This is a genomic window from Sphingomonas sp. JUb134 (assembly GCF_004341505.2).
Classification (GTDB): Bacteria; Pseudomonadota; Alphaproteobacteria; order Sphingomonadales; family Sphingomonadaceae; genus Sphingomonas.
Map to the genome: position 1 here is coordinate 1,863,290 of NZ_SLYP02000001.1, position 26,130 is coordinate 1,889,419.

Sequence of the window (26,130 nt, forward strand, 5' to 3'; positions counted from 1 at the left end):
AAAACTCCCGGGTGGTTGAGCGCGTCGTCGCCCGCGGAGAGGAAAGGGAGAATGTCTATCGCGACGTCTAGCGTCACCTTGTGGTTCGTCCTGCTGCTGCCGTTCGTGGGCAGTCTCGCGGTTGCCGGGCTTCCGACGCGAAGCCGCGACGCTGCAGCGTTGATCGCGGGAGCCGTCGCGCTCGCGGGCACGGTGCTGATGGCGGTGCTCTATCCGCAGGTCGCGAATGGAACCGGCCTCCAGACCGGTGTTTCCTGGCTGCCCTCGCTGGGGCTTGACATCATCCTCCGCCTGGACGGCCTCACCTGGATCTTCGCGATGCTCGTCCTCGCGATCGGCGTTCTCGTGATAGTCTATGCGCGCTACTACATGTCTCCGCGCGATCCGGTCCCGCGCTTCTTCTCGTTCCTGCTCGCCTTCATGGGCTCGATGCTCGCGCTGGTCCTGTCGGGCAACCTCGTGCAGCTGGCGTTTTTCTGGGAGTTGACCAGCCTCACCTCGTTCCTCCTCATTGGCTACTGGCACCAGAACGAAAGCGCGCGCAGCGCGGCCCGCATGGCGCTGGTCGTCACGGCAGCGGGCGGGCTGTGCCTGCTCGTCGGGGTTCTCCTGATCGGAAAGATCGTCGGGAGCTATGATCTCGATACGGTACTCGCCTCCGGGGACCGGATCCGCGCGAGCAGCCTCTACCTGCCGGCGTTGATCCTCATCCTGATCGGCGCGTTCACCAAGAGCGCGCAGTTCCCGTTCCACTTCTGGCTGCCCCACGCGATGGCGGCGCCCACGCCGGTTTCGGCCTACCTCCATTCGGCGACGATGGTGAAGGCAGGTATATTCCTGCTGATCCGGCTGTGGCCCGTGCTGGCCGGAAGCGAGGCGTGGTATCTGATCGTCACCAGCGTCGGACTGATCACGCTGATCCTGGGTGCCTGGGCGGCGATCTTCCAGCAGGATCTGAAAGGGCTGCTCGCCTACTCGACCATCAGCCACCTGGGCATCATCACCCTGCTGCTGGGGATCGGCAGCCCGCTTGCTGCCGTGGCTGCCATCTTCCACACGATCAACCACGCCACGTTCAAGGCGTCGCTGTTCATGGCGGCCGGCATCATCGATCACGAGGCCGGCACCCGCGACCTGCGCAAGCTGAGCGGGCTCTATCGGTTCATGCCGATTACCGCGACGCTGGCGATGGTCGCCGCGGCGGCGATGGCGGGCGTACCGCTGCTCAACGGCTTTCTCTCCAAGGAGATGCTGCTCGCGGAGGCGCTGGAGGAAACCAACGAGACGCTTCTCGACCAGGCGTTGCCGTATCTCGTTACCGTCGGCTTGATCTTCAGCGTGCTCTACTCGGTGCGCTTCATCCACCAGAGTTTCTTTGGTCCGCCGCCGACGAAACTGGAGCGGCGCCCGCACGAGGCACCACACTGGATGCGCTTGCCGATCGAGGTCTTGGTGCTTGCCTGCGTCGTCATCGGGATCTTGCCCGCCGTCACCATCGGCCCATTCCTCGACGTCGCGGTTCGCGCGGCACTGGGGGGAGGGACGCCGGAATACAGCCTCGCGATCTGGCACGGGTTCAGCAAACCCCTGCTGCTGAGCGTCATCGCGCTTGTGCTCGGCACGGCCGCCTATCTGGTTTTCGCGCGGGCTTTGAACGCCGCCGATGCAGTTCCCCTGCTCGGGCGACTGAGGGGGCGGCGCATGTTCGACGCGGTCCTTTCCGTGCTCGTCTCGAGCGCGCGATGGCTGGAGGATTGGCTGGGAACGCGCCGACTGCAGCCGCAGCTTCGCCTGATGGTGCTGGTCGCCTGTGCCGTGGCGCTGCTGCCCTTCCTGCGGCACGGCTACGCGCCGGGAACGGCGCCGCGGACCCTGATCGATCCCGGCTTCGCACTTATCTGGCTGATCGGCAGCGCCTGCGCCGTGGCCGGAGCCTGGCAGGCGAAATACCATCGGCTCGCCGCCGTAGTGCTGGTGTCGGGCACCGGGCTTGCCAGTTGCATCGGCTTCGTCTGGCTCTCGGCTCCCGACCTTGCCCTCACCCAGCTGCTCGTGGAGACGGTGACCACGGTCCTCCTTCTCCTGGGACTGCGCTGGCTCCCCAAGCGGCTGCCGGACAACTGGCCCGGCAAGCGCACGCCCGCGAGCGTCGTGCTGCGGCGGGGGAGCGACCTCCTGATCGCCGTTGCTGCGGGTGCGGGGGTCGCAGCCCTGGCCTATGCGATGATGACCCGTCCGCTTCCCGACGCCATCTCCCGCTTCTTCCTGGAGCGCTCCTATGCGGAGGGCGGGGGTCGCAACGTCGTCAACGTCATCCTGGTGGATTTCCGGGCATTCGACACGCTCGGTGAGATCACCGTGCTGGCGATCGTCGCGCTGACGGTGTTCTCGTTGCTGCGCCGCTTCCGGCCGGCCCGGGAGAGCGTCCGCGACCCCGAGCAGCAGCGCCTGCAGGACGCCTTCGACGAAGCGCATGCGGGACGCGCGCCGGGCGACACGGTGTCGGATTACCTGGTCGTCCCGCGGATCATCCTGGAGTGGGTCTTCCCCTTCATCGTCGTGATCGCGCTGTATCTCTTCCTGCGCGGGCACGACCTTCCCGGCGGCGGGTTCGCGGCCGGCGTCGCCATGTCGATCGCGCTGATCCTCCAGTACATGGCGGCAGGAACGCGCAGTGTGGAAGCGCGCCTGCGCGTTCGCCCGACCGACTGGATCGCGGCCGGCTTGTTGATCGCAGCTGCTACCGGCGCTGCGGCACTGCTCTTCGACCATCCGTTCCTCACGTCCTGGTTCCACTACCTGGAGGTGCCCCTGATCGGGAAAATCCCCTTGGCTACCGCGCTTCTGTTCGACCTCGGCGTGTTCCTGCTCGTCGTAGGGGCGACGGCGCTGATCCTGATCGCCATCGCACACCAGTCGATCCGCAGGCCGGTGCGCCCGCTGCGGGGCGGCGAGGAGACGGGGGTGGAGAAGCGCTGATGGAACTGGTTCTTGCCCTCGGCATCGGCATTCTCACCGCCTCGGGCGTCTGGTTGATCCTGCGCCCCCGAACCTTCCAGGTGATCCTGGGCCTGTCGCTCATCTCCTACGCGGTGAACATGTTCATCTACGCGATGGGGAGGCTCAAGGTGGATGCGCCGCCGATCGTGGGGTCAGGTGCGGTGGAAGCGTCGCGATACGATGATCCGCTCCCTCAGGCGCTGGTCCTGACGGCGATCGTGATCTCCTTCGCGATGACCGCCTTGCTGCTGGTCGTGTTGCTCGCATCGCGCGGCATCACCGGAACCGATCATGTCGACGGGGACGACGGCGAATGAGCGGCGGTTGGGCTGGGCACCTGATCATCGCTCCCATCCTGCTGCCGCTGGTCGCCGGCGCGGCCTTGCTGCTGCTCAAGGAGAAGCGACGCACGGCCAAGCGGGGCATCGCGCTCGGTACCACCGCGGCGCTCGTGCTCCTCTCGGTGCTGCTGCTCACGCGCGTGGCTCGGGCAGGGTTCGCCGGCGATCCCGCGACACTCGTTTATCGCATCGGCAACTGGCCGGCCCCCTTCGGCATCGTGCTGGTGCTGGACTGGCTGTCGGCGCTGATGCTGGTGCTCACAAGCTGTGTGGGGCTCGCGGCGCTGATCTATGCGGCGACCCGCTGGGACCAGGCCGGGCCTCGCTTCCACACCCTGTTCCTGTTTCAGTTGATGGGGCTCAACGGCGCCTTTCTGACAGGCGACCTGTTCAACCTGTTCGTCTTCTTCGAGGTGCTGTTGGCGGCGTCCTTCGGGTTGCTGCTGCACGGGTCGAGCAAGGCGCGCATCAAGGCAGCGCTCCATTATGTGGCGCTCAACGTCGCGACGTCGCTGCTTTTCCTCATCGGTGCCGCGCTAATCTATGGGGTGACCGGCACGCTCAACATGGCGCATCTGGTGTTGCAGGTGGCCGCTGTGAGCGACCAGGACCTGCCCATGCTGCAAGCCGGCATGGCGATCCTGAGCGTCGCGTTCCTGGTCAAGGCGGGGATGTGGCCCCTCGGCTTCTGGCTGCCGCGCACTTATGCCGCGGCGGCGCCTCCGGTGGCTGCCCTCTTCACCATCCTGAGCAAGGTCGGGGTCTATGCGGTGCTTCGGGTACCGTTGCTCCTTTTCGGCGCGGAGATCAGCCGGACCGCGGGCGCCGCCCAGCAATGGCTGTTCTTCGGCGGCGTGTGCACGATCGCGTTCGGCATCATCGGCGTTCTCGCCGCGCGCAGATTGTCGCGGATCGCCGGATACTCACTCACCATCTCGGCCGGAACGCTGCTGGCCGCGGTGGGCGCGGGGGAGGGCTCGGTTCTTGCCGGCGCGCTTTTCTACCTCGTGAGTTCGACCCTTGGCGTCGCCGCCTTCTACCTGTTGATCGAGCTCGTCGAGCGCCGGGATGCCGCGACGGCCGTGGGCGGCGAGCCCGTCTTCGACGACGAGTACGTCGGGCTGATGCCGATCGAGCAGGAGAGCGAGGTCGGAGTCGTCATCCCGGCATCGGTGGCGATCCTCGGCGGAGGCTTTGCCTTTTGCGTGCTGCTGATCGCGGGGCTGCCGCCGCTCTCCGGCTTCCTCGCCAAGTTCGCGATGATCGACGGCCTGCTGGACCTGCGGGATACGGTCGGCGCACCCGTCTGGTGGCTCATCGGCCTGATCGTCGGTTCCGGCCTCGCGACGTTGATCGCGACGACCCGCGCCGGCATCGACCTCATCTGGGCCCCTTCCGAGCGTCCCCAGCCGGCCTTGCGCGTGACCGAACTGCTGCCGGTGGGGCTGCTGCTTGGCATCTGCTTCGCCCTCACGATCTTCGCCGGGCCTGCGATGCGGTACATGGAGCGGACCAGCCAGTCGCTGGGAGACCGCCACGGCTATGTCGAGGCGGTGCTCGGGCCAGAGGCGGCGGGCCGATGAGGCGGTGGCTACCCTATCCGGGGCTCGCCCTCGCGCTGCTGCTGGTGTGGCTGCTGCTGTCGCAGTCGCTTTCGGTCGGCCAGTTGCTGCTCGGTTCGGGCGCCGCTCTGATCGGTAGCCACGCGATGGCAGTGCTGCGTCCGCCCCGCAGGCGGCGTGTCCGCCTGGCGCCGCTAGCGAAGCTCGGTGCCCTGGTCGCAATCGACGTGGTGCGCTCGAACCTGGCAGTGGCGGCGATCATCCTGTTCCCGCGGAAGGGCCGCGTATCCGGGTTCGTCCGCATCCCGCTGGAACTGACCGAACGCGGCGGGCTGGCGCTGCTCGCGCTGATCCTCACCGCCACGCCGGGCACCCTGTGGGTCGAATACGACCAGCGGAAGCGCATGCTGCTGCTCCACGTGCTGGACCTCATCGACGAAGAGGAGTGGGCGACCTTGATCAAGTCCCGCTACGAAGTTCTCCTGCTCCAGGCGTTCGAGGCATGACGACCCTGGCGCTCGCGCTTGCGATCACCGCCGCGCAGATCCTGCTAGGGCTGGCGGTGTTCTGCGCCTTCCTGCGCATGGCATGGGGACCGCGCGCGCAGGATCGCGTGCTCGGGCTCGATACCTTCTATACCAACGTGATGCTGCTGTTGCTGACCTTCGGCATTCAGACCGGGCGGACGCTCTACCTGGAGGCGGCGGTAATCATCGCGCTGCTCGGCTTCGTGGGAACCGTCGCCCTCGCCAAGTTCCTGATGCGCGGCGAGGTGATCGAATGATCCAGGCACCCGATTTGCCCGGATGGGCGGCGCTCATCGTTGCGCTGTTGGTCCTCTCCGGCGCCGCGGTGACCCTCGTGGGCTCGCTCGGCCTGCTGCGGCTCAGGACCTTCTACGAGCGGGTCCATGCGCCGACGCTCGGCAGCACGCTGGGCATGGCGCTGATCGTAGCCGCCTCCATCGTCTGCTTCTCGGTCCTGCGCGGCCGGCTTTCGGTCCACGAGATCGTCATCGCACTGTTCCTGACCTCCACGGCCCCGGTCGCGTTCATGCTGCTCGCCCGCTCGGCCTTGTACCGGGACCGGCGGGGGGACGTTTGAGCCTCCCGTGGGATGAGGAGGACGAGGGCGGCGAGGTGCCGGGACAGGACTAGCCTGCGGGCGGCCGGCGTCGGAGAACCGACGCCAGCGCTGTCTCAACCCAGCAGTTGCGCGATCGCTCCCGCGGTCACAGGGTGATAGCCAGCGCGTGCCTTATCGAAGATCCGTCGTGCGACCGGCATGCCCCAGTCGCCATGCGCCTTCAACGCGCGATAGACTGGCGTAATCAGCAGGTTGCGGCCGACGCTTGGCAGGAACTGTTCGGCCGAGGCGATCGCCGGCTGGTAGCGATTGCCGATCGCGAGCACGAGCCAGGCAGAGCGGATGTAGGCATTGGCCGACGTGGAAAGCCGGAACGCCTGATCGAGCTCGGCCAGGCGTGCTGCGCTCTGCTGGCGGGGCAGGCCGTTCAGGAACCGGAGCCACTCCTGCGTCGACCAGCGGCTCGCATCGATCGAAGCAAATGGCGCGCCGCCGTTCACGCGCTCCAGGATCTGGTCGATCTTCGCGAGTGTCGCCGACTTCACATGCACCGCATTGGCCGGAAGGCCGGGCTGGTACACCCACGCGTCGAGCTGCAGCTTCTCCTCCAGGGCGCTATCGCCCCGGATGAGGTTGGCGCGCAGGTCCTTCAGGAAGTTGGCGCTGGTCTGCGGCTGGAAGGCGTGCCGGTCGAAGTAGGAGCGCAGATAGGCGTCCCAGCGCCCACGTCCGACCGTGTATTCGATCGTCCGCAGGAAGGTCGACCCCTTGGTATAATCGAGCTGCCCGAAGGTCCCCTCCGGATCGCCATGCAGCCGCGTCTGTTCGGGCTTCGCCTCCTTCAGGTCGCGCTGGAGATCGTCCCACGACAGGTCGGCGAGCGTCGCTGCCCGCTCCTTGCCATAGAGCGCCTCGTCAATGCGGTTCTCGAAATAGGTGGTGAACCCTTCGTTGAGCCAGCTGTCGGACCAGGTCGCGTTGGTGACCAGATTGCCCGACCAGCTGTGCGCCAGCTCATGCGCGATCACGTCGACGTTGGACTTGTCGCCGGTGATGATCGTCGGGGTGGCGAAGGTGAGGGTGGGGTTCTCCATGCCGCCGAATGGGAAGGAGGGCGGGAGGACGAGGACGTCGAAGCGGCCCCAGCGGTAGGCGCCGTAGAGTGCCTCCGCAGTGGTCACCATCTTGCCCGTGTCGGACAGTTCGGACGCCGTCCGGTCGAGATCGGTGGGCTCGGTGAAGACGCCCGTGCGGCCGTCCACGGCCCGGAAGCCGATGTCGCCGACCGCAAGCGCGATCAAATACGGCGGGACGTTGCGGTCCATGCGGAAGCGATAGCGGCGCAAGCCCTCGCCGGCAGCCTCGCCCTCGGGCGTCAGCCTCTCCCCGCTCATTACCGCCACCAGATCGGCCGGCACGGTGATCGACGCGCTCCAGCTCTGACGGATGCCGGGGCTGTCCTGGGTCGGGATCCAGCTGCGGTTGTTGATCGCCTGCCCCTGGCTGAACAGGTAGGGCTTGCGCTTGCCGGCGGTGAGCTCGGGCGGCAGCCAGCCGAGCGCCCGCGCGTCGGGGCGCGAGCTATAGGTGATGACGATCCGGCGGGCCTTGCCGATCGCCACGGTCAGCGGGGCGCCCTTGTACGGGTCCTCCGCCCCGACCGTCCATTTGAGCGGCTTCCCCGCTCCATCGGTGATGCGGCTGATGACCAGCCCCTTGTCGTCCAGCACGATTTCGCGCGCGTCCGGGCGCGCCAGGATGTCGAGGGTCGCGGTGCCCCGCATCGTGCGGCTCGCAAAGTCGGCGACGAGGTCGAGGTCGACATGCGTCACCCGCGCGATCTCCGGACGCGCATAGGTGAGCACGTCGCGCGCATCCGGCGTCGTCAGGGTCGGCGAGGGCGCGTCCGGCGCGGCCATGGCGGGCGCGGCGAGCAGGGCGGAAGCAAGGAGGAAGCGGCGCATGGGGATCCACTGTTCTGGTGAAGCCGCACGTGTCGCTGCTGACCGCTCCGCGCGCAAGGGCCGGCGCGACTTTGCGCTCCGCCCGCTCGCGCGTGCGCCTATGAGAACAGGCCCAGCGGCACCGCTTCGCCCATCTTCCGATAGCCCGCTTCGGACGGGTGGAGATGATCGCCGGAGTCGAGCGCCGGGGCGAGCCGATCCGGTTGGGCCGGGTCGCGCATCACCTTGTCGAAGTCGATGACCGCGTCGAACGTGCCGGAGGTGCGGATGAAGCGGTTGATCTCCTGTCGCGCCGCTTCGAGTTCGGGCGCCGGATGATAATAGCTGTTGCCCCCGAACGGCATGACCGTTCCGCCGATCAGCTTGATGCCATGGGCGTGCGCACGCTCGGCAAGCTGGCGGTAGGCGGCGGTGATTTGCCGCACCAGCGCGCGATGCTGCTCCGGGGTCGCTGGGGCGTCGCGGGTGAGGGTGCCGAGATCGTTGATCCCCTCCAGCACGATCGCCCAGCGGACGCCGCTGCGGGCGATCACATCCCGGTCGAAGCGGGCCATCAGATTGGGGCCGAGGCCGTCGAGAAGGATGCGGTTGCCGCCGATCCCCGCGTTGACCACGCCGATGCCTCGTGTCCGCGCTTCGCTCCGCAGCCGTTGCGCGAAGACGTCGGTCCAGCGGGTGTTCCGCTCCGGCTCGACACCATAGCCGTCCGTGATGGAGTCGCCGATCGCCACCACCGTGCCGACGTTCGTTGCGGCCGCCACCTCCACGTCGGCGATCAGGTACCACCGGGTGGTGGGCCGCGCGCCGGGCAGGTCCGTGTCCGCGACATGCTGGCCGGTCAGAAGGAAGCTCGTCGCGCGCGCGCCCGGATGGCCGGTCTGCGGTTCCGGTGCCTCGGGCAGGTAGAGGCTGATGGCGAGGTCCGCGCCGGGGGCGAGGTTCAGCGATACCGGATCCGAATAGATTTCCGCCCCGGCGGGGATCACCGCATCGGCGTGACCCGAGAAGGTGAGCGCCACGCCGCCTTCAATTCGGGGCGTCCCCGGCCTTGCCGCGCGGGCGACCTGCGCGGCGCCGATCGGCAGCGGACGCGTGCCAAAGCGGTTGGAAAACCGCACGCGGATCTCGCCTCCGCCTGCCGAGAGGCGGACCACCTGCCGCAGGGTGACGGCATGTGTCGCATCCGCCGGCAGCGCATTCTCGCCCTCCGGGATCATCTGTGCCGAGCCCCAGGTCGCGATCCAGCGGGTGGCGCTGGTGCGCGCGTCGGCGGCGCCGCCCGCCAGAAGAAGGGCGGCGGCCGCAATCGTCGTCTTCCAAGCTGTTGCCATCGGGTGGTTCCTCAATGCCGGGGTTGGTGGCGCATCAATGCGGATTGCCGGGCGCGTGGGGGAAGCTCTGCGCCTTGTACCAGGCGAGGTCGTGCTCGGGCGCCGCTACCCCGGCCGGGAGCGGCAGCCCGTTCACCGATTGCCAATAGGCAAGGCTCGCGTCGCGCCACCAGCGCGCCTCGCGCTCCTGGATGGAGAGGAAAGCTGCCGTTTTCTCCCAGCGTTCCGCATCCACTAGCGCGCGCAGTCCGTCCCACTCCCGCCGCATCGTCGCCACGGTGGCCACGCCGCGGTCGTAGCGGCGCACCATCCCCTCCCAAAGCGTCTCGCCGCTTTTCAGGCGATAGTCCCAGGGGAGGTGGTGGAACCACAGCAGCTCGCTCTCAGGGGTTGTGCGCGGGTTCGCATAGAGCTTCGCCACCGCCGGCGCATATTGCGCGACCGCGTTGCTGCCCGTCCGGCTGCGGTCGAAGCCGATCCCTTGGCGATCGGCGCGGTGATAGTAGACGGGATTCCATTCGGGCCGTTGCAGCTCGCTCACCCACGGTCCCGGCCCATAATGATGTCCGGTCGCCATGACGTGCGCGAGGCCCAAGGGCCCGGTATAGTCCACCACCGCCTCGCGCGAGCGCATCATCATGTCGACGACCGGGTCCACGACCCGCGGATCGGTGCCGAACGTCTGCTGCGCCCATTCGCGTGCTATGGCCGCCGCATCGAGCGACGGGTCCCATGCCAGCCGTCCGAATGCGTACCAGTTCGCCTGGTTGAACGTGCCCCCGGTCCAGTCGCGATCGTCGCCGATGTTCGCGACGCCGGCCATGCCGGTCAGCTGGTGGCGCTCGCTCTCGCCATCGACGACGCTCGCCACCGTCTCCCTGCCGCGCCCGGTCTTCGCCTCCAGCACCTCGGTGAACAGCGGTCCCAGATAGGCGAGGTGGGTCGCCTGCCCGAGGTACTCCTTGGTGATCTGGAACTCCATCATCAGCGGCGTCCTGGGCATGGCGCCGAACAGCGGATGGAAGGGCTCGCGCGGCTGGAAGTCGATGGCGCCGTTCTTCACCTGCACCATCACATTGTCGGCGAACTTGCCGTCTAGTGGCTTGAACTCGGTATAGGCCTGCTTGGCGCGGTCCTCCGGATCGGTGTCGGCGTAGACAAAGGCGCGCCACATCACGATGCCGCCATGCGGCTTTACCGCCGCAGCGAGCATGTTGGCGCCATCCGCATGGCTCGCGCCATAGTCGCGCGGACCCGGCTGCCCCTCGCTGTTCGCCTTGACGAGGAAGCCGCCGAAGTCGGGGATGGCGCGATAGATCTCGTCCGCCTTCGCCTTCCACCAGGCCGCAACGGCAGGGTCGCGCGGGTCCGCGGTCTTCAGGCCGCCTATCTCGATCGGTGCCGAAAACCGGGCGGAGAGATAGACGCGAATGCCCCAGGGACGGAACACGTCGGCCAGTGCCGCTGCCTTCGCGATATACGGCGCGGTGAGGCTGTCCGCCTTCGCATTGACGTTGTTCAGCACTGTGCCGTTGATGCCGATGGAGGCATTGGCGCGGGCATAGTCGGTGTAGCGAGGATCGCGGTAGTCCGGCAGCTTCCACCAGTCCCACAGCGACTCGCCCGAATAGCCACGCTCCACCGTGCCATCGAGGTTGTCCCAATGGTTGAGGACGCGCAGCTTCACCTTGGGTGCCGAGCGAAGCGTCGCACTGCCGATCTGCCCGCCGCTGGCGGCATGGCGGATCAGCGCGAAGGCGCCATACAGCACCCCTCGATCGGTGTTGCCCGTGACCAACAGCACCGGACGCCCGCCGAGCGAGACGGGGCGGACCAGATAGCCCTCATTGCCGAGGTCCGCGACCGGCAGACGGAGCGCCGAAACCGAGGGGTCGCTTGCCAGCGCTACCAATACCGGCAGGTTCGCGGCTGCGGGCAGATCACGACGAAGCTCGGCTTCGGCGAGCCGCAGCGTGGGGGTGTCGCCAAGGCGGGAGATCGCAATCGGCCCCTCGACCGGCGCCTGGGTGCGGAGCCAGAGGCGGTACCCGTCTTCCGCGGCGGCCGGTGCCGTCAGCAGGGCTGCCGTCACCGCGATGGCGCTGGCGCGCACCAGCGTCCTCATTGCCTTCATTCCTCGCTCTCCCCGTGCGCGGCGGTTGACAGCCCGCTGCGTCGCTGGCCATGGTAACGGTATCAGTTGAACAGGCAAGCCGCGCAAGACGGAGGCCGCAACCGGGAGCGGATCGTGACGCGCGCAGAATGGAAGATCGAGCGGAGCGACCGCCAGCCATTGGCGCGCTGCGGCTCTAAGATCCTCAATAGCCGCGCGGGCGAAGCGGTCGCCCGGCAGTATGGCTGCGATCGAATCTCCTCTGGCGCGCGTCCGATCGCGACACTGCGCAACTCGCAATCCACACGCATTCCGGCTGCGGGATGGGACGCGCGAGGCAGTCGCATCCGCCAATTGCATATCCTGACCCGCTCGAACGGCCGCGGCCTCCAACCCGTCGTGCTCAAAATCGCCTGAGGAACCCGATGCCCAAGATCGTCAAAGCCCGCGTCATCGTCACCAGCCCCCGGCGCAACTTCGTCACCCTCAAGATCGAGTGCGACGACGGCACCACCGGCGTGGGCGATGCCACGCTCAACGGCCGGGAACTCGCGGTCGCCAGCTATCTAGCCGAGCATGTGGTGCCCTGCCTGATCGGGCGCGAGGCGCACCAGATCGAGGACATCTGGCAGTATCTCTACAAGGGTGCGTATTGGCGGCGCGGGCCGGTCACCATGACCGCGATCGCGGCGGTCGACATGGCGCTGTGGGACATCAAGGGCAAGATCGCGGGGCTTCCCGTCTACCAGTTGCTCGGGGGTGCAGCGCGTGAGGGGTGCATGGTCTATGCCCATGCGAACGGAACGACGATCGACGATACGATCGCGGCAGCCAAGGCGGCAATGGATGCGGGGTACCTGGCCGTGCGCCTGCAATGCGGCGTGCCGGGGCTGCCCTCCACTTATGGCGTCGCCAAGCACGGCGAGCGCTATGAGCCTGCGGACGCGGACCTGCCGAGCGAGAGCGTGTGGTCGACCTCCAAATATCTGCGCGTCGTCCCCGAGCTGTTCCGGGTCGCGCGAGAGGAACTCGGCTGGGACGTTCACCTGCTGCACGACATCCACCACCGCCTGACGCCGATCGAGGCGGGGCGGCTCGGCCGGGACCTGGAGCCCTATCGTCCCTTCTGGTTGGAGGATGCGACCCCGGCCGAAAACCAGGACGCCTTCCGCCTGATCCGCCAGCACACCACCGCGCCGCTTGCCGTCGGCGAGATCTTCAACTCGATCTGGGACTGCAAGACGCTGATCGAGAACCAGTGGATCGACTATATCCGGGCGACCGTGGTCCATGCCGGCGGCATCACCCACATGCGCCGGATCGCGGCGCTCGCCGACCTCTATCAGGTGCGCACGGGCAGTCATGGCGCGACCGACCTCAGCCCCATCTGCATGGCCGCGGCGCTGCATTTCGGCCTTTCCATCCCGAACTTCGGCATTCAGGAGCACATGCCGCATACGGAGGAGACCGACCGCGTCTTCCCGCACGCCTATTCCTTCGCGAACGGGCTGATGCACCCGGGCGACAAGCCTGGCCTGGGCGTCGACATCGACGAGGAACTGGCCGGCACCCACGCGTACAAGCGCGCCTTTCTGCCGGTGAACCGGCTGGAGGACGGTACCTTGTGGAGCTGGTGAAGTGAGCGAGTTCACCCAGGCCGCCGCACAGGCGCCGGAAACCGCCGCGCACGCGGTGCGGTCGCCGCGCGGGCGCATCCGCTGGGTGATCTGTGGCCTCCTCTTCACCGCCGTCGTGCTCAGCTACATCGACCGGCTGGTGCTGGGCGTGCTGAAGCCGCAGCTGCAAGGCCTCTACGGCTGGACCAACTCCGGCTATGCCGACATCACCGGGTACTTCCAGGTCTTCTATGGCGTCGGCTTCCTGCTGTTCGGCTGGCTGATCGACCGGGTGGGGCCGCGATGGGGCTATCTGCTGGCGATGGGCAGCTGGACCGTCGGCCATTTCGCGCAGACGCTGGTCACCTCTACCGCCGGCTTCGTCGTCGCCCGCATCCCGCTCGCGTTCGGGGAGGCGGGGACCTATCCCTCCGCGCTCGCCGCCGCCTCGCAATGGTTCCCCAAGAAGGAACGCGCACTCGCGATCGGCATCTTCAACGCCGGCGCGAACGTGGGCGCGGTGGTGACACCGTTGCTGGTCGGCTTCATCGTCGCCGACCTGGTTCTCGACTGGCGCTGGGCGTTCATCGTCACCGGCCTCTTCAACATCGTCTGGCTCGTCGCCTGGTGGCGCCTCTATCATCCGCCGGGTCGCCATCCGCGCATCACGACGGAGGAGCGCGCCTGGATCGAGGCGGAGCCGGCGGACGACAACGGTCGCGCAGGCTTCCTGTCCGTGCTGCGTCATCGCGAGGCCTGGGCCTATATGGCCGGCCGCTTCCTGATCGATCCGGTATGGTGGACCTTCCTCTTCTGGCTGCCGGACTTTTTTCACACCCGCTACGGCTATGACCTCAAGAGCTTCGGCCCGCCGCTCGTCGCGATCTACATCCTGGCGGACCTGGGTGCGGTGGCGGGCGGCTGGTACTCGTCGCGCCAGCTGAAGCGGGGTGCCTCCGCGGGAAGCGCCCGCAAGCGCGCGATGTTCGTGTGTGCGCTCTTCGCCCTGCCGGTGATGTTTGCGGCACAGGCGAGCAGCATCTGGATCGCCGTCGCGCTGATCGGCCTCGCCTGCGCGGCGCACCAGGGTTTTTCGACCAACTTGTTCGCGCTGCCGGGGGACCAGTTCCCCCGCTATGCCCAGGGAACGTTGATCGGCCTGGGCGGCTTTGCGGGCGCGGTCGGCGGGTTCCTGGCCTCCAAGACGCTGGGTGCGCTGCTCGACAAGGTCGGCAGCTACGGCCCGTTCTTCGTCGCCTGCGGCGTCGCCTACCTGGTCGCGCTGCTGGTCTTCCACCTCCTCAACCCGCGCTACCGCGACGTGAAGATCGCGCAATGAGCCTTCTCCGCCGTCGCCGACCGAACAAGGGAACTGACGTGAAGCATATCGCTGCAAGCCTGGGTGCAACGCTCCTCATCGCCACGCCTGTTCTGGCCGAAACGCCGCGCCTCGAGCGCAATGGCGAGGCGACGCAGCTTATCGTCGACGGCAAGCCGATGCTCCTGATCGCGGGGGAACTGAGCAACTCGGCGGCCTCCAGCGCGACCTATATGGCGCCGCACTGGGCCAAGTTGCGCGCGATGAACCTCAACACGGTGCTCGCGCCGGTATCCTGGGAGCTGATCGAGCCGGTCGAGGGGCGGTTCGACTGGTCAAGCCTCGACTCCATGATCCGGGAGGCACGCGCCAACGACCTGAAGCTCGTGCTGCTCTGGTTCGGCGCCTACAAGAATTCCATGTCCACCTATGTGCCTGGTTGGGTGAAGCGCGATCAGGCGCGTTTCCCGCGGGCAGGGCTGCCCAACGGGCAGTCGGTGGAGATCCTGTCGACCTTTGGCGAGGAGATGATCCGAGCGGATGCCCGCGCATACGCGGCGATGCTTGCGCACCTGAAGGCGGTGGACGGCGACCGGAACACCGTCGTGATGGTGCAGGTGGAGAACGAGATCGGCATGCTGCCCGTGGCGCGGGACTATTCCCCCGCTGCCAATGCAGCCTTCGCGCAGCCGGTGCCGGCGGAGCTCACCACCTATCTCGTCCAGCACCGCGACACGCTGGTGCCGGAGATGAAGGCGATGTGGCTGGAGCGCGGTGCCCGCACCCAGGGCAGCTGGACGGAACTGTTCGGCGACGGCGATGCGGCGGCGGAGGTATTCACCGCGTGGCACTATGCCCGCTTCGCCGATGCGCTCGCCCGCGCGGGCAAGGCGGCCTATGCGCTGCCGATGTACGTGAACGTCGCGCTCAACCGGCCGGGGCGCGCTCCCGGACAATATCCGAGCGGCGGCCCGTTGCCGCACCTGATCGACGTGTGGAAGGCAGGGGCGCCCTCGATCGACCTGCTCGCGCCCGACATCTATTTCTCGAACTTCACCCAGATCGTCGATCGCTATCACCGGCCGGACAATCCCCTGTTCGTGCCGGAGGCGCACAACGCCGATAATCCGATCGTGCCGGCCAACGCCTTTTATGCCTTTGGCGAGCGGGATGCGATCGGCTTCGGGCCGTTCTCGATCGACTCCGTGGACGACGCGCCGGGCCAACTCGGGGCGGCATATGGCGTGCTGCAACAGCTCCAGCCACACATCCTGCAGGCGCAGGGCAGCGACCGGCTCGCCGGCTTCAAGCCGCGGCAGCGCTACGACGATTCGCTCGATTACGAGCCGCAGGTCCGGCGGGTGGGCAACTACCGCTTCACCGTCGCCTTCGCAGACATCGAGCGGCCTGCGATGACGCCGGAGACCGCCGGCTATGGCGGGATGGTGATCCAGATCGGAGCGGACGAGTATCTGATCGCGGGGCAGGGGATCACGGTCACGTTCGCCGGTGCGGGGGAGGGGCCGTCGCTTGCCGGGATCGAGCGCGCGGAAGAGGGCGTGTTCAACGCCGCCGGTCAGTGGGTGGCGGGACGCCTGCTGAACGGCGACCAGACGCACCAGGGGCGCCACATCCGGCTGCCGGCGGGGCAATGGGGGATCCAGAGAGTACGTTTGTACCGCTACCGGTGACGTGCCGCCGGCGGGGGGCCGAAGAGGTTGTCGTGTCTGCAAGGTGACACCGGGTTGCAATGCGGACATCGACAGCTACGTCGGGTAAAAAACGTGCTTGCGCTGGGTAGCGCTACCAGTAAAGCATAGCACATCCAGAAACGAGGGCGGTCCACGCCCCGGCTTCACAGGGAGAGGAACCCATGCGGACTGTACCGATTCGCCGCGCGAGCGGCTTTGCCGCGCTTTTGCTTACCACCGTCGCCTGGCCTGCAATGGCCCAGACCCAGGGAGAGCCCACCGCCTCTTCCTCGAGCAGCGCGACCACGGAAGCCGGCGCCCCGACCCAGGACGGCGCCGGGCAGACGCAGCCGACTGCGATCGACGACACGGCGCAGGCACCGGCGGACCCTTCTGCCACCGGCAATGAAGACATCGTCGTCACCGGCTACCGCGCATCCCTGCAGAGCCAGACCAACGCCAAGCGCAACTCGATCGGCTTCACCGACACGATCTTCGCCGAGGATATCGGCAAGTTCCCGGACACCAACATCGCGGAGTCGGTGAACCGCATCCCGGGCGTGACCATCAGCCGTGAAGTGACGGGCGAAGGCGCGAACGTGGCGATCCGCGGCCTCGGCACGAACTTCACGCGCGTGCTGCTGAACGGTGCGCCGGTTGCCATCGCGTCCGTGCGGTTCGATGCGCAGAGCACGAACCGCGAGGTCGATCTCGACCTGATCCCGACCGAGCTGTTCACGCAGCTGACCGTCAGCAAGTCGCCCACGGCCAGCCAGATCGAAGGCGGTGCTGCCGGTACCGTGAACCTGCGCTCGGCTCGGCCGTTCGACAATCCCAAGCCCTATATCAGCTACGGCCTCCAGGGTTCGAAGGTGAGCTCGGCCGACAAGTGGGGCTATCGTGGGCACGTCCTGGCGAGCGCCACGTTCGGCGACTTCGGCATCCTTGTCGGCGGCGCGGCGGTCAAGAACCGCTTCCGGGTCGACGGCTTCGAGACGATCGGCTGGACCAACCCGAACCTGACCGCCGCGCAGAGCAGCAGCCCGACCCGCAACAACACCGGCGGCGGCAACTGGACCATCCCCGGCACCGTCCCCGTCAACGCCGGCAACGGCCTGACCCCCGGCACGGTGATCGACCAGGCGTTTCTCCTCGCCAACAACCCGGGCGCCACGATCGAGCAACTCGACAACGGCCTGCTGCCGCGTCTTGGCCGCCCGCGTACCGAGATCGGGGAACGCACTCGCTACAATGGCCTGGTGTCCGTGGAATGGCGGCCGAGCGATGCGCTGCACTTCTATGTCGATGGCATGTACGCCAAGCGGGACACCGACTTCCAGCGTTCGGCAATGAACTGGGCGGTCCGCAACGGCGCCGCCATCCCGCTGAATACCACCTACGACAAGAGCGATTGCTCCGACGGCTGCACCGTCACTGGCGGCACCTTCGCGAACTCGCAGTTCTTCCTGGAGTACCGCCCGTACAAGGATCGCCAAGACTATTGGGGCGTCAATCCCGGCATGGAATTCGTGATCAACGATTTCATCAAGGGTGACCTGCAGGCGAACTACACGAAGAGCACCTTCCGTCGCGAAAGCCCGACGGTGCTCGTCATCACGCAGCCCAGCAGCGGCGTGACCGTGAACTACACCAACGACGGTGGCATTCCGGACATTTCGACCAACATCGACCTGAACGATCCGACCAACTTCGGCTGGGCTGGTGGCGGTCGCCTGAACCTGAACGGCGAAGAACGCGAGACCGAGACCAAGGGCGTCCGCGGCAGCCTGTTGTTCGGCGATGAGAGCCGGTTCAGCGTCCGGGTCGGTGCCGCCTATGACGACACCAGCCGGCGGATCACGCCGTTCGACAACACCAATCCGTGGCAAGCCGCGGTCTGCGGCAACAATCCCAACGTCGTTCTTCCTGGACCGAACCGGCAGCCGGTCTGCGATGGCGCGAACCTGCCCGGTACGGTGGCTCCTCCGGGCTACCCGACCTATCCGGGCTACGGCACCGGCTTCTCGGCCGGAGCGCCGCCGCTCAGCTATGGCGGTTCGCTCGTCCCGACTGCGGCAGTGCCGGGCTTCCTCATGCCCACCGGTGCCGGCTTCGTCACGGTGGACTGGAACAAGTTCAAGAATGCCACGGGCTATGAGGAGTTGCTTGCAGGCGCGACCGAAACCGGCTCGGGCAGCAGCGGCGCCAATGGCGGCCTGATCCGCGAAAAGGTGACCGGCACGTTCGTCGAGATGAACGGCGTGTTCGATGTGCGCGACGGCGACACGCTGCGCCTGAACGGCGGCCTCCGCTACGTCCGCACCGACCAGCGGGTCGGCGGCCGGACCACCATTCCGAACCCGCTGAACGTTCGCGGCGGCGTCACCTGCCCGGGAACGAGCCCGACGTTCGAACTCGACGGCTCCTGCTATCCGACGATCGTGAACTTTGCACGGACGCAGCGCCTCTATTCGAATTTCCTCCCGTCGGCCAGCATCGCCTACAGCTTCGGCGACAAGGCGGTGGCGCGTGCGTCGATCTCGCGGACGATGACGCGTCCGGATCCCAACCAGCTGCTGCCGGGCGCAAGCTTCACCTCGCCGTCGGCGGACGTGGGTACGCTCGGAAACAACGAGCTGGATCCGTACATCTCCGACAACATCGATCTCGGCTTCGAATATTACACGGGCGGCGAGGGCGTGATCGCGTTTGCGGCATTCCGCAAGTCGATCACCGGCTTCACGGTCAACGGCCTCACCACCGTGCCGTTCTCGACGCTGGCACCGTTCGGGATCACCTTCGCCTCACTCACGGCCGCGCAGCAGCAGGCCCTGATCGATCGCGCCGGCCCGGCAGGTATCCGGCCCGAAGAGGTTCCGATCCAGATCCAGCAGCAGGTGAACGCGGACGGCAAGCTCAAGGTCAACGGGCTCGAGTTCCAGGTCACCCAGCCGCTCGACTTCGTCACGCGCCTGGTTGGCGTCGAAGGCTTCGGCGTGCAGGGCAACCTGACGCTGATCGATCAGCGCGGTGAGGGGACCGTGCCGCCGGTCGCCCTAGGCGTGTCGCCGACCACCTACACGCTGACCGGCTATTATGAAGGGAACGGCCTGTCGGCGCGCCTGACGTATACCTACAACGAAGGCTCGGTGAACTCGGGCTTGAACCAGAACGGCATCCCGGAGGCCGCGATCATCGGTCGCAACTACGGTCAGCTCGATTTCTCGGGCAACATCGATCTCGGCAAGATCCTGGGCAACGATTATCTGCCAACGATCGTGGTCAACGTGATCAACATCAACAAGGAAGCGCAGAGCTCGTACTTCCAGTTCCCGAATGCGACGTTCAACGAATATAACCCGGGCCGCACCGTCCTGGTGGGTGTGCGCGGACGTTTCTAAACGCCGGTACCAGACTTAAAATGCACAACGCCGCCCCTCGAGGCGGCGTTGTCGTTTCCGGGGTTCCCGCTCCGGCGGACGCGCCGGTGGTCCGCCGATCTTCTATTCGCGCGCTGCCCTCCGCAGGTCAGCCGCGCCGGTCGAGGCGGATGGTCCGTCCTTCGCGGGCGGAGCGATAAATGGCCTCGACGATGCGCATGTCGCGCAGGCCTTCTTCGCCCGAGACGATCGGCTCACGGCCGGTGCGGACGCACTGGGCCAGATGGTCGAGCTGGCCGGCGAACTGCGTCTTGCCCGGACCCGGCGGCGGCGTCACCTCGCGCTCGCGTCCATCCTTGCCCAACCACATGCGCTGGCCGTCGTAGCGGGTCGCCGGCTCCAGCTCGATCCGGCCCTTGTCGCCCATCAGCAGGATGTGGTTCTGGTTGGCGCTGTACATGGACTGGCAGCTGCCGATCGCGCCCGAGGGGAACTCAAGCGTCCAGTCGAGGATGTCCTCGACCTCGGTGAACCGCGGGTCCTTGCGGTCGGTCGACTCCCGCGCGGTCACCGCCACGGGTTCCTCGCCGGTCATGTAGCGCGCGGCCTGCAGGCTGTAGATCCCCATGTCCATCAGCGAGCCGCCGCCCGCCATCGCCTTTTTCAGCCGCCACGCCGATGGATCGCCTTGGACGAAGCCGTGTTCGGACCGGACGTAGCGGATCTTTCCTGCTTCACCGGCGCGCGCCAGCCGCATGGCCTCCAGGTTGAACGGTTCGAAGTGGGAGCGATAGCCGATCATCAGCTTGCGGTTGGCGGCCTTGCAGGCCGCGATCATCGCCTCGCACTCTGCGACGGAGACGGCCATCGGCTTCTCGCACATCACGTGCTTGCCCGCCTGGGCGGCGCGGATCGTATATTCGGCGTGCATCGAATTAGGCAGGCAGACATACACGACGTCGACGTCCGGATTGTCGCGGATCTTGTCGAAGTTGGCGTAGGAGTAGATGGAGCGCGGGGACAGGCCGTGTTCGGCGGCCACCTTCTTTGCCTTGGCGGCGTCGCCGCTCACCACCGCTGCCAGGCGGCTGTGCTCGCAATTGGCGAATTGCGGGATGATGACGTTCAGGCCGTAGTAGCCGAGCCCTACGATCGCATAGCCCAAGGGGCGGTTCGGGCGCTCGGCCGCGAAGGCGCGGGGACTGAGGGCGAGTGTGGCGGCCGATAGGATGAGATCACGTCGTGCAACTTCCATAGCAGGCTCCCTGGCGTTCGGGTCGATCGATCGGGAAGGCGCACGCACAAGCGCAAAGCTAGGCGACTATCGGATGTTGCGGTGTGGCGCGTCCTCGGATGGGGCTTCGGGGCGAAGCTAGCAGCATCGGCGCCGCGGGGAAGGGGCATGCGCCCCAACCCGCGGTGGCCGATTGGCTCATCCGGGCGAGCGCACGCTCGCCCGGAGAAAGGCCTTGTCAGATGAAGCGGTTGATGAGGTTCTCGATCCGCTCCTGGCGGCCCGAGCGCGGCTGCGGGTCGATCGACTGATCGACCGCCAGGTCCGCGATTCCGGCCAGATCGAGGTCGGCGATCTTCTCGCCGAACGGGCCAGTCCAGCCGGCGTAGCGTTCCGCCTTGATCGCATCCAGGCGACCGTCCTCGATCAGGGCTGCGGCATTCAACAGGCCCTTGGCCACCACGTCGATCCCGCCGATGTGCCCATAGAAGAGATCGGCCGCGTCCATCGACTGGCGGCGGACCTTGGCGTCGAAGTTGAAGCCGCCGGTGGTGAAGCCCCCGGCGCGCAGGATCTCCAGCATCGCGAGCGTCATTTCCTCGACGGAGTTCGGGAATTGATCCGTGTCCCAGCCGTTCTGCGGGTCACCGCGGTTGGCGTCGATCGAGCCGAAGATCCCGAGCGCCCCCGCGGTCGCGATCTCGTGCTCGAAGGTGTGGCCGGACAGCGTGGCGTGGTTCGCCTCGATGTTGACGCGGACCTCGTTCTCCAGGCCATAGCGCTTCAGGAAGCCGTACACGGTCGCTGTGTCGAAGTCGTACTGGTGCTTGGTCGGCTCGTGCGGCTTCGGCTCGATCAGGATCGTGCCGGTGAAGCCGATCTTGTGCTTGTGCTCGACCACCAGGTTCAGGAAGCGGCCAAGGTTGTCGAGTTCCCGCTTCAGGTCGGTGTTGAGCAGCGTCTCATAGCCCTCGCGGCCGCCCCACAGCACATAGTTGGTGCCGCCGAGGCGATGGGTCGCCTCCAGCGCGTCGCGGACCTGCATCGCGCCGAACGCGAACACTTCCGGATCCGGGTTGGTCGCGCCCCCGGCGGCATATCGCGGGTGGCTGAACAGGTTGGCGGTGCCCCACAGCAGCTTGCGGCCGGAGGACGCCTGCAGCTTTTCCAGGTGATCGACGGCTTCGGCGAAATAGCGACGGTGCTCGGCGACGTTGGCGGCGTCCGCCATCACGTCGACGTCGTGGAAGCAGTAGAAGGGCACGTCCAGCTTCTGGAAGAAGTCGAACGCCACTTCGCGCTTCTGCGCCGCTGCGTTGCTGTCGTTGGCACCACGATGCCAGGGGCGGTTGAAGGTGCCGCCACCGAACACGTCGCTGCCGGGCCAGCAGAAGGTATGCCAGAAGCATGCGGCGAAGCGCAGATGCTCCTCCATCGTCTTGCCGAGCACGACGCGATTCTTGTCGTAGAAGCGATAGGCGAGTTCGTTCTCGCTATCGGGACCCTCGTAGCGGATCTGGGGAATGTCGGCGAAGAACTCGGCCATCACAGGTTCCTTATGCGGGGATAGGCGTCGCGGAAGGTGGCGCGCTTGGGGGCCAGGCGCTCGACGAGCGCTGGATCGGGTTCGATGACGTGGGCGACGGGCGGTGCCTGGCACACGTCTGCGGCGGTGCCGCCATCGACGGCAAGCTGGGCGAGACGGGCGGCACCCAAGGCGGGCCCGACTTCGCCGCCCTGCAGGTAGACAAGCGTCACGTCCATCGCCGCCGCAAGCGTCTCGCCCCAGTAGCGGGAACGGGCGCCACCCCCGATCACCGACAGGCGATCGATGGTGGTTCCGGCTTCGCGCAGGACGCGCACGCCGTCGGCTAGTGCGAAGCCGACGCCTTCCAGCACCGCCTGCGCTAGCCGTTCCGGGCTGGTGTCATGGTCGAGCCGCAGGAACGCACCGCGCACCTGCGCATCATTGTGCGGCGTCCGCTCACCGGAGAGGTAGGGGAGGAAGATCTCCGGCCCGGACGCCGGCCCGGCGCGTTCGGCGCGGGCAAACAGGTCGGCGGCACCGGCGGCGCCGGTCAGGCGAGCCACCCAATCGATGCAGGCCGCAGCCGACAGGTGGACCGCCATCTGGTGCCACATGGCCGGCAGGCAGTGGCAGAAGGCGTGGACTGCGCCGGCGACATTCGGCCGAAACTGGTCCGTCGCCACGAAGATGACGCCCGAAGTGCCGAGCGAGAGCAGGGCGTCCCCGTCGCGCACCGCGCCGACACCCGCAGCACCGGCGGCATTGTCGCCGCCGCCACCGGCGACCGGCACCTCGGTCATGCCCCACAGCGCCGCAATGTCGGGCAGCAGCCGGCCGGCAATGTCGCTACCCTCCACCAGCTGCGGCATCTGCGCCTCGGTGAGGCCCGTGGCCGCGAGCAGCGTGTCGCTCCAGCGCCGGCCGGCCACGTCGAGCCACAGGGTGCCCGCCGAATCCGACATGTCGGAAACCTTCTCACCGGTCATCTTCAGCCGGACATAGTCCTTGGGCAGCAGCACGGTGGCGATGCGGTCGAAGACCGCGGGCTCGTGGTGGCGGAGCCACTGGAGCTTGGGTGCCGTGAACCCCGGCATCGCAAGGTTGCCGGCGATCGCGTGCAGCTCCGGGACCGTTGCCTCGAGCTCCGCGCATTCCGCAAAGGAGCGGCCATCGTTCCAGAGGATCGCCGGCCGCAGCGGCGTGTCGTCCGCGCCCAAGACCGTCGCGCCGTGCATCTGGCCGGCGAGCCCGATGCCCCGCACGGCCCGCCGCACCGCCGGATCGATCGCCTGCACCGCCGCCGTGGTGGCATGCCACCAGGCGTCCGGATCCTGCTCCGACCAGAGCAGCTGGGGCCGTTGCACGCTGAGCGCGGCGGTACCCTGGCCAACGACTGCGCCGTGTTCGTCCAGCACCACCGCCTTGACGCCGGAGGTGCCGATATCGATGCCGAGGAACATGGGCCGATCAGTCCTTGAACGGATCGATCAGCTGGATCGTGCCGTCCGTGTTGAAGGTCAGTTCGGTCACCTTGGCCGAGCGCAGGTGGTTCTTATCGGATAGCTGGGTGTCGTGGTAGAACAACCACCAGCGGCCCTGGAACTCCACGATCGAGTGATGCGACGTCCAGCCCTGCACCGGCTTCAGGATGTGCCCCGTGTAGCGGAACGGCCCATAGGGCGAGTCCCCGATCGCATAGTTCAGGAAGTGCGTGTCACCCGTGGAGTAGGTGAAGTAGTATTTGCCGCCGCGCTTGAACGTCCACGCCGCCTCGAAGAAGCGCCGGTCGTGGTCGCCGCCCAGGACCGGCTTACCCGCCTCGTCCGTGATGATCACGTCGCGCGTGGCTTCGGCGAACTGCTTCATGTCCGCGGACATCCGCGCGATCTTGGGCGCGATCGCGGGCTTGTCGTCCTGCTTCAGGTCGGTGTCGCCGCCGTTCGGATCATAGCGGCCGTTGGTCCAGCGCTGGAGCTGGCCGCCCCAGATGCCGCCGAAATACATGTAGCTCGCGCCGTCCGTGTCGGTGAACACTGCCGGGTCGATCGAGTAGCTGCCGCGGATCGGCTCCTTCTCGGCCTTGAAAGGCCCGGTCGGCGACTTGGACGTGGCGACCCCGATGCGGAAGACCCCCTGTTTGTCGCGGGCCGGCATGTAGAGATAATAGGTGCCGTTCTTGTACGCAGCGTCCGGCGCCCAGGTCTGCTTGGAGGCCCAGGGAATGTCCTTCACGTCGATCGCGACCGGATGGACCGTCACCGGGCCGCCGACCCGATCCATGCTCAGCACATGATAGTCGTGCATGGCATATTGGTTGCCGAGGTCGTCGTCCGGGATCCCCGCATCGACGTCATGGCTGGGATAGACGTAGAGCTTGCCGTTGAAGACGTGCGCTGAGGGATCGGCGAAGAACTTGTCGGTCACCAGAGGCTGCGCCACGTACCGGCGCCCCTCCGGGCTGCGTGCTTCGGCGTGCGTCGCATGCTGAGCCGCCGTGTGGGTCTGCGCGCCGGCCAGCGTTGCCGTAGCGGCAATGGCGGCGGTCGCCAGACAGAGTTGTAGGCGCAGGCGCATTCAGGCTCTCCTTCCTCTTTTCGGACCTTCTTGCGAGGCCTCGGGCCGCTGACGCAACCTAGATAGCGCTACCATATTGCGGGATTTCGGCGCCTGCAAGGAGATTGCACACGCGCGTCGCTCTTGCCCATCCTGCCGCTTGCGTTCATGCCTGCGCGGTCTCGAACCTGGAATGCGCCAACCGCCCCATGGACCCGATCTCCGCCGCACCGACACGTTCTTCCCGCCGCGCGGGTTCGGCCCCCACCATCAGCGACGTCGCCAGGCGAGCCGGAGTGTCTCCGATGACGGTGTCGCGCGTCATCAACGGCGAGGCGAACGTCCGGCCGGCGACACGCGATGCCGTCAATGCAGCCATCTCGGAACTCAACTATGCGCCCAATCGGGCCGCCCGCAGCCTGGCCGGGGCAGGTCAGGTCCGGATCGGCCTGCTGTACAGTAACCCGAGCGCCGGCTTCCTGAGCGAGTTCCTGCTGGGTAGCCTGGACCAGGCGAGCCGCAGCGACGTCCAGATCGTCGTGGAGCGGTGCGAACTCGGCGAACATGAACTCGAGGTCGCCCAGCATCTGGTGCGCGGCGGCATCGACGGCATCATCCTGCCGCCTCCCTTGTGCGAGGCGCCGGCGTTGCTCTCGCTGCTTCGATCGGCGCGGATCCCGACGGTCGCCGTCGCCACCGGTCTGCCGGCAGAAAACCAGCTGGCGATCCGCATCGACGATCGCGAAGCCGCGGCGATGATGACCCGGCACATCATGGACCTGGGGCATCGCCGCATCGGGTTCATCGCGGGCAACCCCAACCTGTCCGCCAGTGCGCAGCGGCTCGAAGGTTTCCGGGAAGCGCTGGCCGCTGCCGGTATGGCCGAGGATCCGGCGCTGATCGTGGACGGCCTGTTCACCTACCGCTCCGGGCTGGATGCGGCCGAGCAGTTGCTGGACCTGCCGGAGCCGCCCACCGCAATTTTTTCCTCGAACGACGACATGGCGGCAGCGACGGTTGCGATCGCGCATCGCCGCGGCCTCGACGTGCCTGGTGACCTTACCGTCTGCGGCTTCGACGACACCACCTTGGCGACCGCGATCTGGCCGGAATTGACGACCATCCACCAGCCGATCGCCAACATGGCCCGCGCCGCGGTGGAGCTGCTTGTCGCCACTCTGCGCCAGCAGAAGCGGCTGGATGGCGCCGCAGAGCAGCAGGTTCTCGATTACACGCTGATCCGCCGTCAATCGGACGCGCCGCCGCGTCGCCGGCCACGCGCGCTCGGCGCTTGACGGCGGCCGGCAACTTGATAGCGATAACAGGTTAAGGCGGACGGGCAGTTGACCACCTCGCGCGTGGGCAGCCGCGGGGAGCAAGAAGCCGCACAAACGATCAATCCGGCGTGGGCCG

At 67.1% G+C, this 26,130-nt stretch carries 19 protein-coding genes; 12 read left to right on the forward strand and 7 right to left on the reverse strand.

The window, feature by feature from the left end; translation table 11 throughout:
- Window positions 1–51 precede the first annotated feature (51 nt).
- The 6 genes from EDF69_RS08820 to mnhG are packed head-to-tail and all read left to right on the forward strand — an operon-like array spanning window position 52 to window position 6,007.
- A complete protein-coding gene (locus EDF69_RS08820) occupies window positions 52–2,979 on the forward strand; it encodes a monovalent cation/H+ antiporter subunit A (RefSeq protein ID WP_132883606.1) in 2,928 nt (975 codons plus the stop codon).
- The gene (locus EDF69_RS08825) at window positions 2,979–3,317 is read left to right on the forward strand and encodes a Na+/H+ antiporter subunit C (RefSeq protein WP_129341330.1); all 339 of its coding nucleotides are present in this window, start codon (window positions 2,979–2,981) and stop codon (window positions 3,315–3,317) included. The genes EDF69_RS08820 and EDF69_RS08825 overlap by 1 nt, the downstream gene beginning before the upstream one ends.
- The gene (locus EDF69_RS08830) at window positions 3,314–4,924 is read left to right on the forward strand and encodes a monovalent cation/H+ antiporter subunit D (RefSeq protein ID WP_132883605.1); all 1,611 of its coding nucleotides are present in this window, start codon (window positions 3,314–3,316) and stop codon (window positions 4,922–4,924) included. Before EDF69_RS08825 ends, EDF69_RS08830 begins: the two co-directional genes overlap by 4 nt.
- Window positions 4,921–5,409 carry a Na+/H+ antiporter subunit E gene (locus EDF69_RS08835; RefSeq protein WP_132883604.1) on the forward strand — a complete coding sequence of 163 codons (489 nt, stop codon included), beginning with the start codon at window positions 4,921–4,923 and terminating at the stop codon, window positions 5,407–5,409. The genes EDF69_RS08830 and EDF69_RS08835 overlap by 4 nt, the downstream gene beginning before the upstream one ends.
- Window positions 5,406–5,687 (forward strand): K+/H+ antiporter subunit F, encoded by a 282-nt coding sequence (locus EDF69_RS08840; RefSeq protein WP_132883603.1) that lies wholly within the window; start codon window positions 5,406–5,408, stop codon window positions 5,685–5,687. Before EDF69_RS08835 ends, EDF69_RS08840 begins: the two co-directional genes overlap by 4 nt.
- The gene (mnhG, locus tag EDF69_RS08845; protein WP_204991344.1) at window positions 5,684–6,007 is read left to right on the forward strand and encodes a monovalent cation/H(+) antiporter subunit G; all 324 of its coding nucleotides are present in this window, start codon (window positions 5,684–5,686) and stop codon (window positions 6,005–6,007) included. Before EDF69_RS08840 ends, mnhG begins: the two co-directional genes overlap by 4 nt.
- A 95-nt stretch (window positions 6,008–6,102) precedes the next feature.
- On the opposite strand, the gene EDF69_RS08850 is transcribed toward mnhG, so the two are convergent.
- The 3 genes from EDF69_RS08850 to EDF69_RS08860 all read right to left on the reverse strand — a co-directional run bounded on the left by EDF69_RS08850 (window position 6,103) and on the right by EDF69_RS08860 (window position 11,418).
- Complete coding sequence (locus EDF69_RS08850) at window positions 6,103–7,953, reverse strand: M1 family metallopeptidase (RefSeq protein ID WP_132883602.1); 1,851 nt, start codon at window positions 7,951–7,953, stop codon at window positions 6,103–6,105.
- Window positions 7,954–8,051: 98 nt separating this feature from the next.
- Window positions 8,052–9,284: an SGNH/GDSL hydrolase family protein gene (locus tag EDF69_RS08855; RefSeq protein WP_204991345.1), complete on the reverse strand. Its 1,233-nt coding sequence runs from the start codon at window positions 9,282–9,284 to the stop codon at window positions 8,052–8,054.
- Window positions 9,285–9,318: 34 nt separating this feature from the next.
- Complete coding sequence (locus tag EDF69_RS08860) at window positions 9,319–11,418, reverse strand: alpha-glucuronidase family glycosyl hydrolase (protein WP_132883601.1); 2,100 nt, start codon at window positions 11,416–11,418, stop codon at window positions 9,319–9,321.
- Between the two features lie 114 nt (window positions 11,419–11,532).
- Between EDF69_RS08860 and EDF69_RS08865 the strand changes: the two genes are divergently transcribed.
- From EDF69_RS08865 to EDF69_RS08885, 5 genes are all read left to right on the forward strand, one after another.
- A complete protein-coding gene (locus tag EDF69_RS08865) occupies window positions 11,533–11,814 on the forward strand; it encodes a hypothetical protein (protein WP_132883600.1) in 282 nt (93 codons plus the stop codon).
- 8 nt (window positions 11,815–11,822) lie between these two features.
- Window positions 11,823–13,034 carry a D-mannonate dehydratase ManD gene (gene manD, locus EDF69_RS08870; RefSeq protein WP_132883599.1) on the forward strand — a complete coding sequence of 404 codons (1,212 nt, stop codon included), beginning with the start codon at window positions 11,823–11,825 and terminating at the stop codon, window positions 13,032–13,034.
- Window position 13,035: 1 nt separating this feature from the next.
- Window positions 13,036–14,352, forward strand: coding sequence for an MFS transporter (locus EDF69_RS08875; RefSeq protein WP_132883598.1), 1,317 nt, complete (start codon window positions 13,036–13,038; stop codon window positions 14,350–14,352).
- A gap of 38 nt (window positions 14,353–14,390) precedes the next feature.
- Complete coding sequence (locus tag EDF69_RS08880) at window positions 14,391–16,022, forward strand: GH35 family beta-galactosidase (protein WP_204991346.1); 1,632 nt, start codon at window positions 14,391–14,393, stop codon at window positions 16,020–16,022.
- A 182-nt stretch (window positions 16,023–16,204) separates the two neighbouring features.
- The gene (locus EDF69_RS08885) at window positions 16,205–19,423 is read left to right on the forward strand and encodes a TonB-dependent receptor (RefSeq protein ID WP_239555395.1); all 3,219 of its coding nucleotides are present in this window, start codon (window positions 16,205–16,207) and stop codon (window positions 19,421–19,423) included.
- Between the two features lie 127 nt (window positions 19,424–19,550).
- On the opposite strand, the gene EDF69_RS08890 is transcribed toward EDF69_RS08885, so the two are convergent.
- From EDF69_RS08890 to EDF69_RS08905, 4 genes are all read right to left on the reverse strand, one after another.
- Window positions 19,551–20,657, reverse strand: coding sequence for a Gfo/Idh/MocA family protein (locus tag EDF69_RS08890; protein WP_132883596.1), 1,107 nt, complete (start codon window positions 20,655–20,657; stop codon window positions 19,551–19,553).
- Window positions 20,658–20,874: 217 nt separating this feature from the next.
- Window positions 20,875–22,185: a xylose isomerase gene (gene xylA / locus EDF69_RS08895; protein ID WP_132883595.1), complete on the reverse strand. Its 1,311-nt coding sequence runs from the start codon at window positions 22,183–22,185 to the stop codon at window positions 20,875–20,877.
- Entirely contained in the window at window positions 22,182–23,624 is a 1,443-nt protein-coding gene (xylB, locus tag EDF69_RS08900) for a xylulokinase (protein ID WP_132883594.1), read from the reverse strand. The genes xylA and xylB overlap by 4 nt, the downstream gene beginning before the upstream one ends.
- Before the next feature lie 7 nt (window positions 23,625–23,631).
- Window positions 23,632–24,738 carry a glycoside hydrolase family 43 protein gene (locus EDF69_RS08905; protein ID WP_132883593.1) on the reverse strand — a complete coding sequence of 369 codons (1,107 nt, stop codon included), beginning with the start codon at window positions 24,736–24,738 and terminating at the stop codon, window positions 23,632–23,634.
- Window positions 24,739–24,926: 188 nt separating this feature from the next.
- On the opposite strand from EDF69_RS08905, the gene EDF69_RS08910 reads away from it, so the two are divergent.
- Complete coding sequence (locus tag EDF69_RS08910) at window positions 24,927–26,012, forward strand: LacI family DNA-binding transcriptional regulator (protein WP_132883592.1); 1,086 nt, start codon at window positions 24,927–24,929, stop codon at window positions 26,010–26,012.
- The last annotated feature ends 118 nt before the right edge of the window (window positions 26,013–26,130 follow it).

What these genes read in the sequence shown, in the direction of transcription:
- EDF69_RS08835 (WP_132883604.1), top strand. Translation starts at nt 4,921, where the DNA reads ATGAGGCGGTGGCTACCCTATCCGGGGCTCGCCCTCGCGCTGCTGCTG.
- EDF69_RS08825 (WP_129341330.1), top strand. Translation starts at nt 2,979, where the DNA reads ATGGAACTGGTTCTTGCCCTCGGCATCGGCATTCTCACCGCCTCGGGC.
- EDF69_RS08905 (WP_132883593.1), bottom strand. Translation starts at nt 24,738, where the DNA reads ATGCGCCTGCGCCTACAACTCTGTCTGGCGACCGCCGCCATTGCCGCT.
- EDF69_RS08830 (WP_132883605.1), top strand. Translation starts at nt 3,314, where the DNA reads ATGAGCGGCGGTTGGGCTGGGCACCTGATCATCGCTCCCATCCTGCTG.
- manD (WP_132883599.1), top strand. Translation starts at nt 11,823, where the DNA reads ATGCCCAAGATCGTCAAAGCCCGCGTCATCGTCACCAGCCCCCGGCGC.
- EDF69_RS08820 (WP_132883606.1), top strand. Translation starts at nt 52, where the DNA reads ATGTCTATCGCGACGTCTAGCGTCACCTTGTGGTTCGTCCTGCTGCTG.
- EDF69_RS08855 (WP_204991345.1), bottom strand. Translation starts at nt 9,284, where the DNA reads ATGGCAACAGCTTGGAAGACGACGATTGCGGCCGCCGCCCTTCTTCTG.
- xylB (WP_132883594.1), bottom strand. Translation starts at nt 23,624, where the DNA reads ATGTTCCTCGGCATCGATATCGGCACCTCCGGCGTCAAGGCGGTGGTG.
- EDF69_RS08910 (WP_132883592.1), top strand. Translation starts at nt 24,927, where the DNA reads ATGGACCCGATCTCCGCCGCACCGACACGTTCTTCCCGCCGCGCGGGT.
- EDF69_RS08885 (WP_239555395.1), top strand. Translation starts at nt 16,205, where the DNA reads ATGCGGACTGTACCGATTCGCCGCGCGAGCGGCTTTGCCGCGCTTTTG.
- EDF69_RS08840 (WP_132883603.1), top strand. Translation starts at nt 5,406, where the DNA reads ATGACGACCCTGGCGCTCGCGCTTGCGATCACCGCCGCGCAGATCCTG.
- EDF69_RS08860 (WP_132883601.1), bottom strand. Translation starts at nt 11,418, where the DNA reads ATGAAGGCAATGAGGACGCTGGTGCGCGCCAGCGCCATCGCGGTGACG.
- mnhG (WP_204991344.1), top strand. Translation starts at nt 5,684, where the DNA reads ATGATCCAGGCACCCGATTTGCCCGGATGGGCGGCGCTCATCGTTGCG.
- EDF69_RS08890 (WP_132883596.1), bottom strand. Translation starts at nt 20,657, where the DNA reads ATGGAAGTTGCACGACGTGATCTCATCCTATCGGCCGCCACACTCGCC.
- EDF69_RS08850 (WP_132883602.1), bottom strand. Translation starts at nt 7,953, where the DNA reads ATGCGCCGCTTCCTCCTTGCTTCCGCCCTGCTCGCCGCGCCCGCCATG.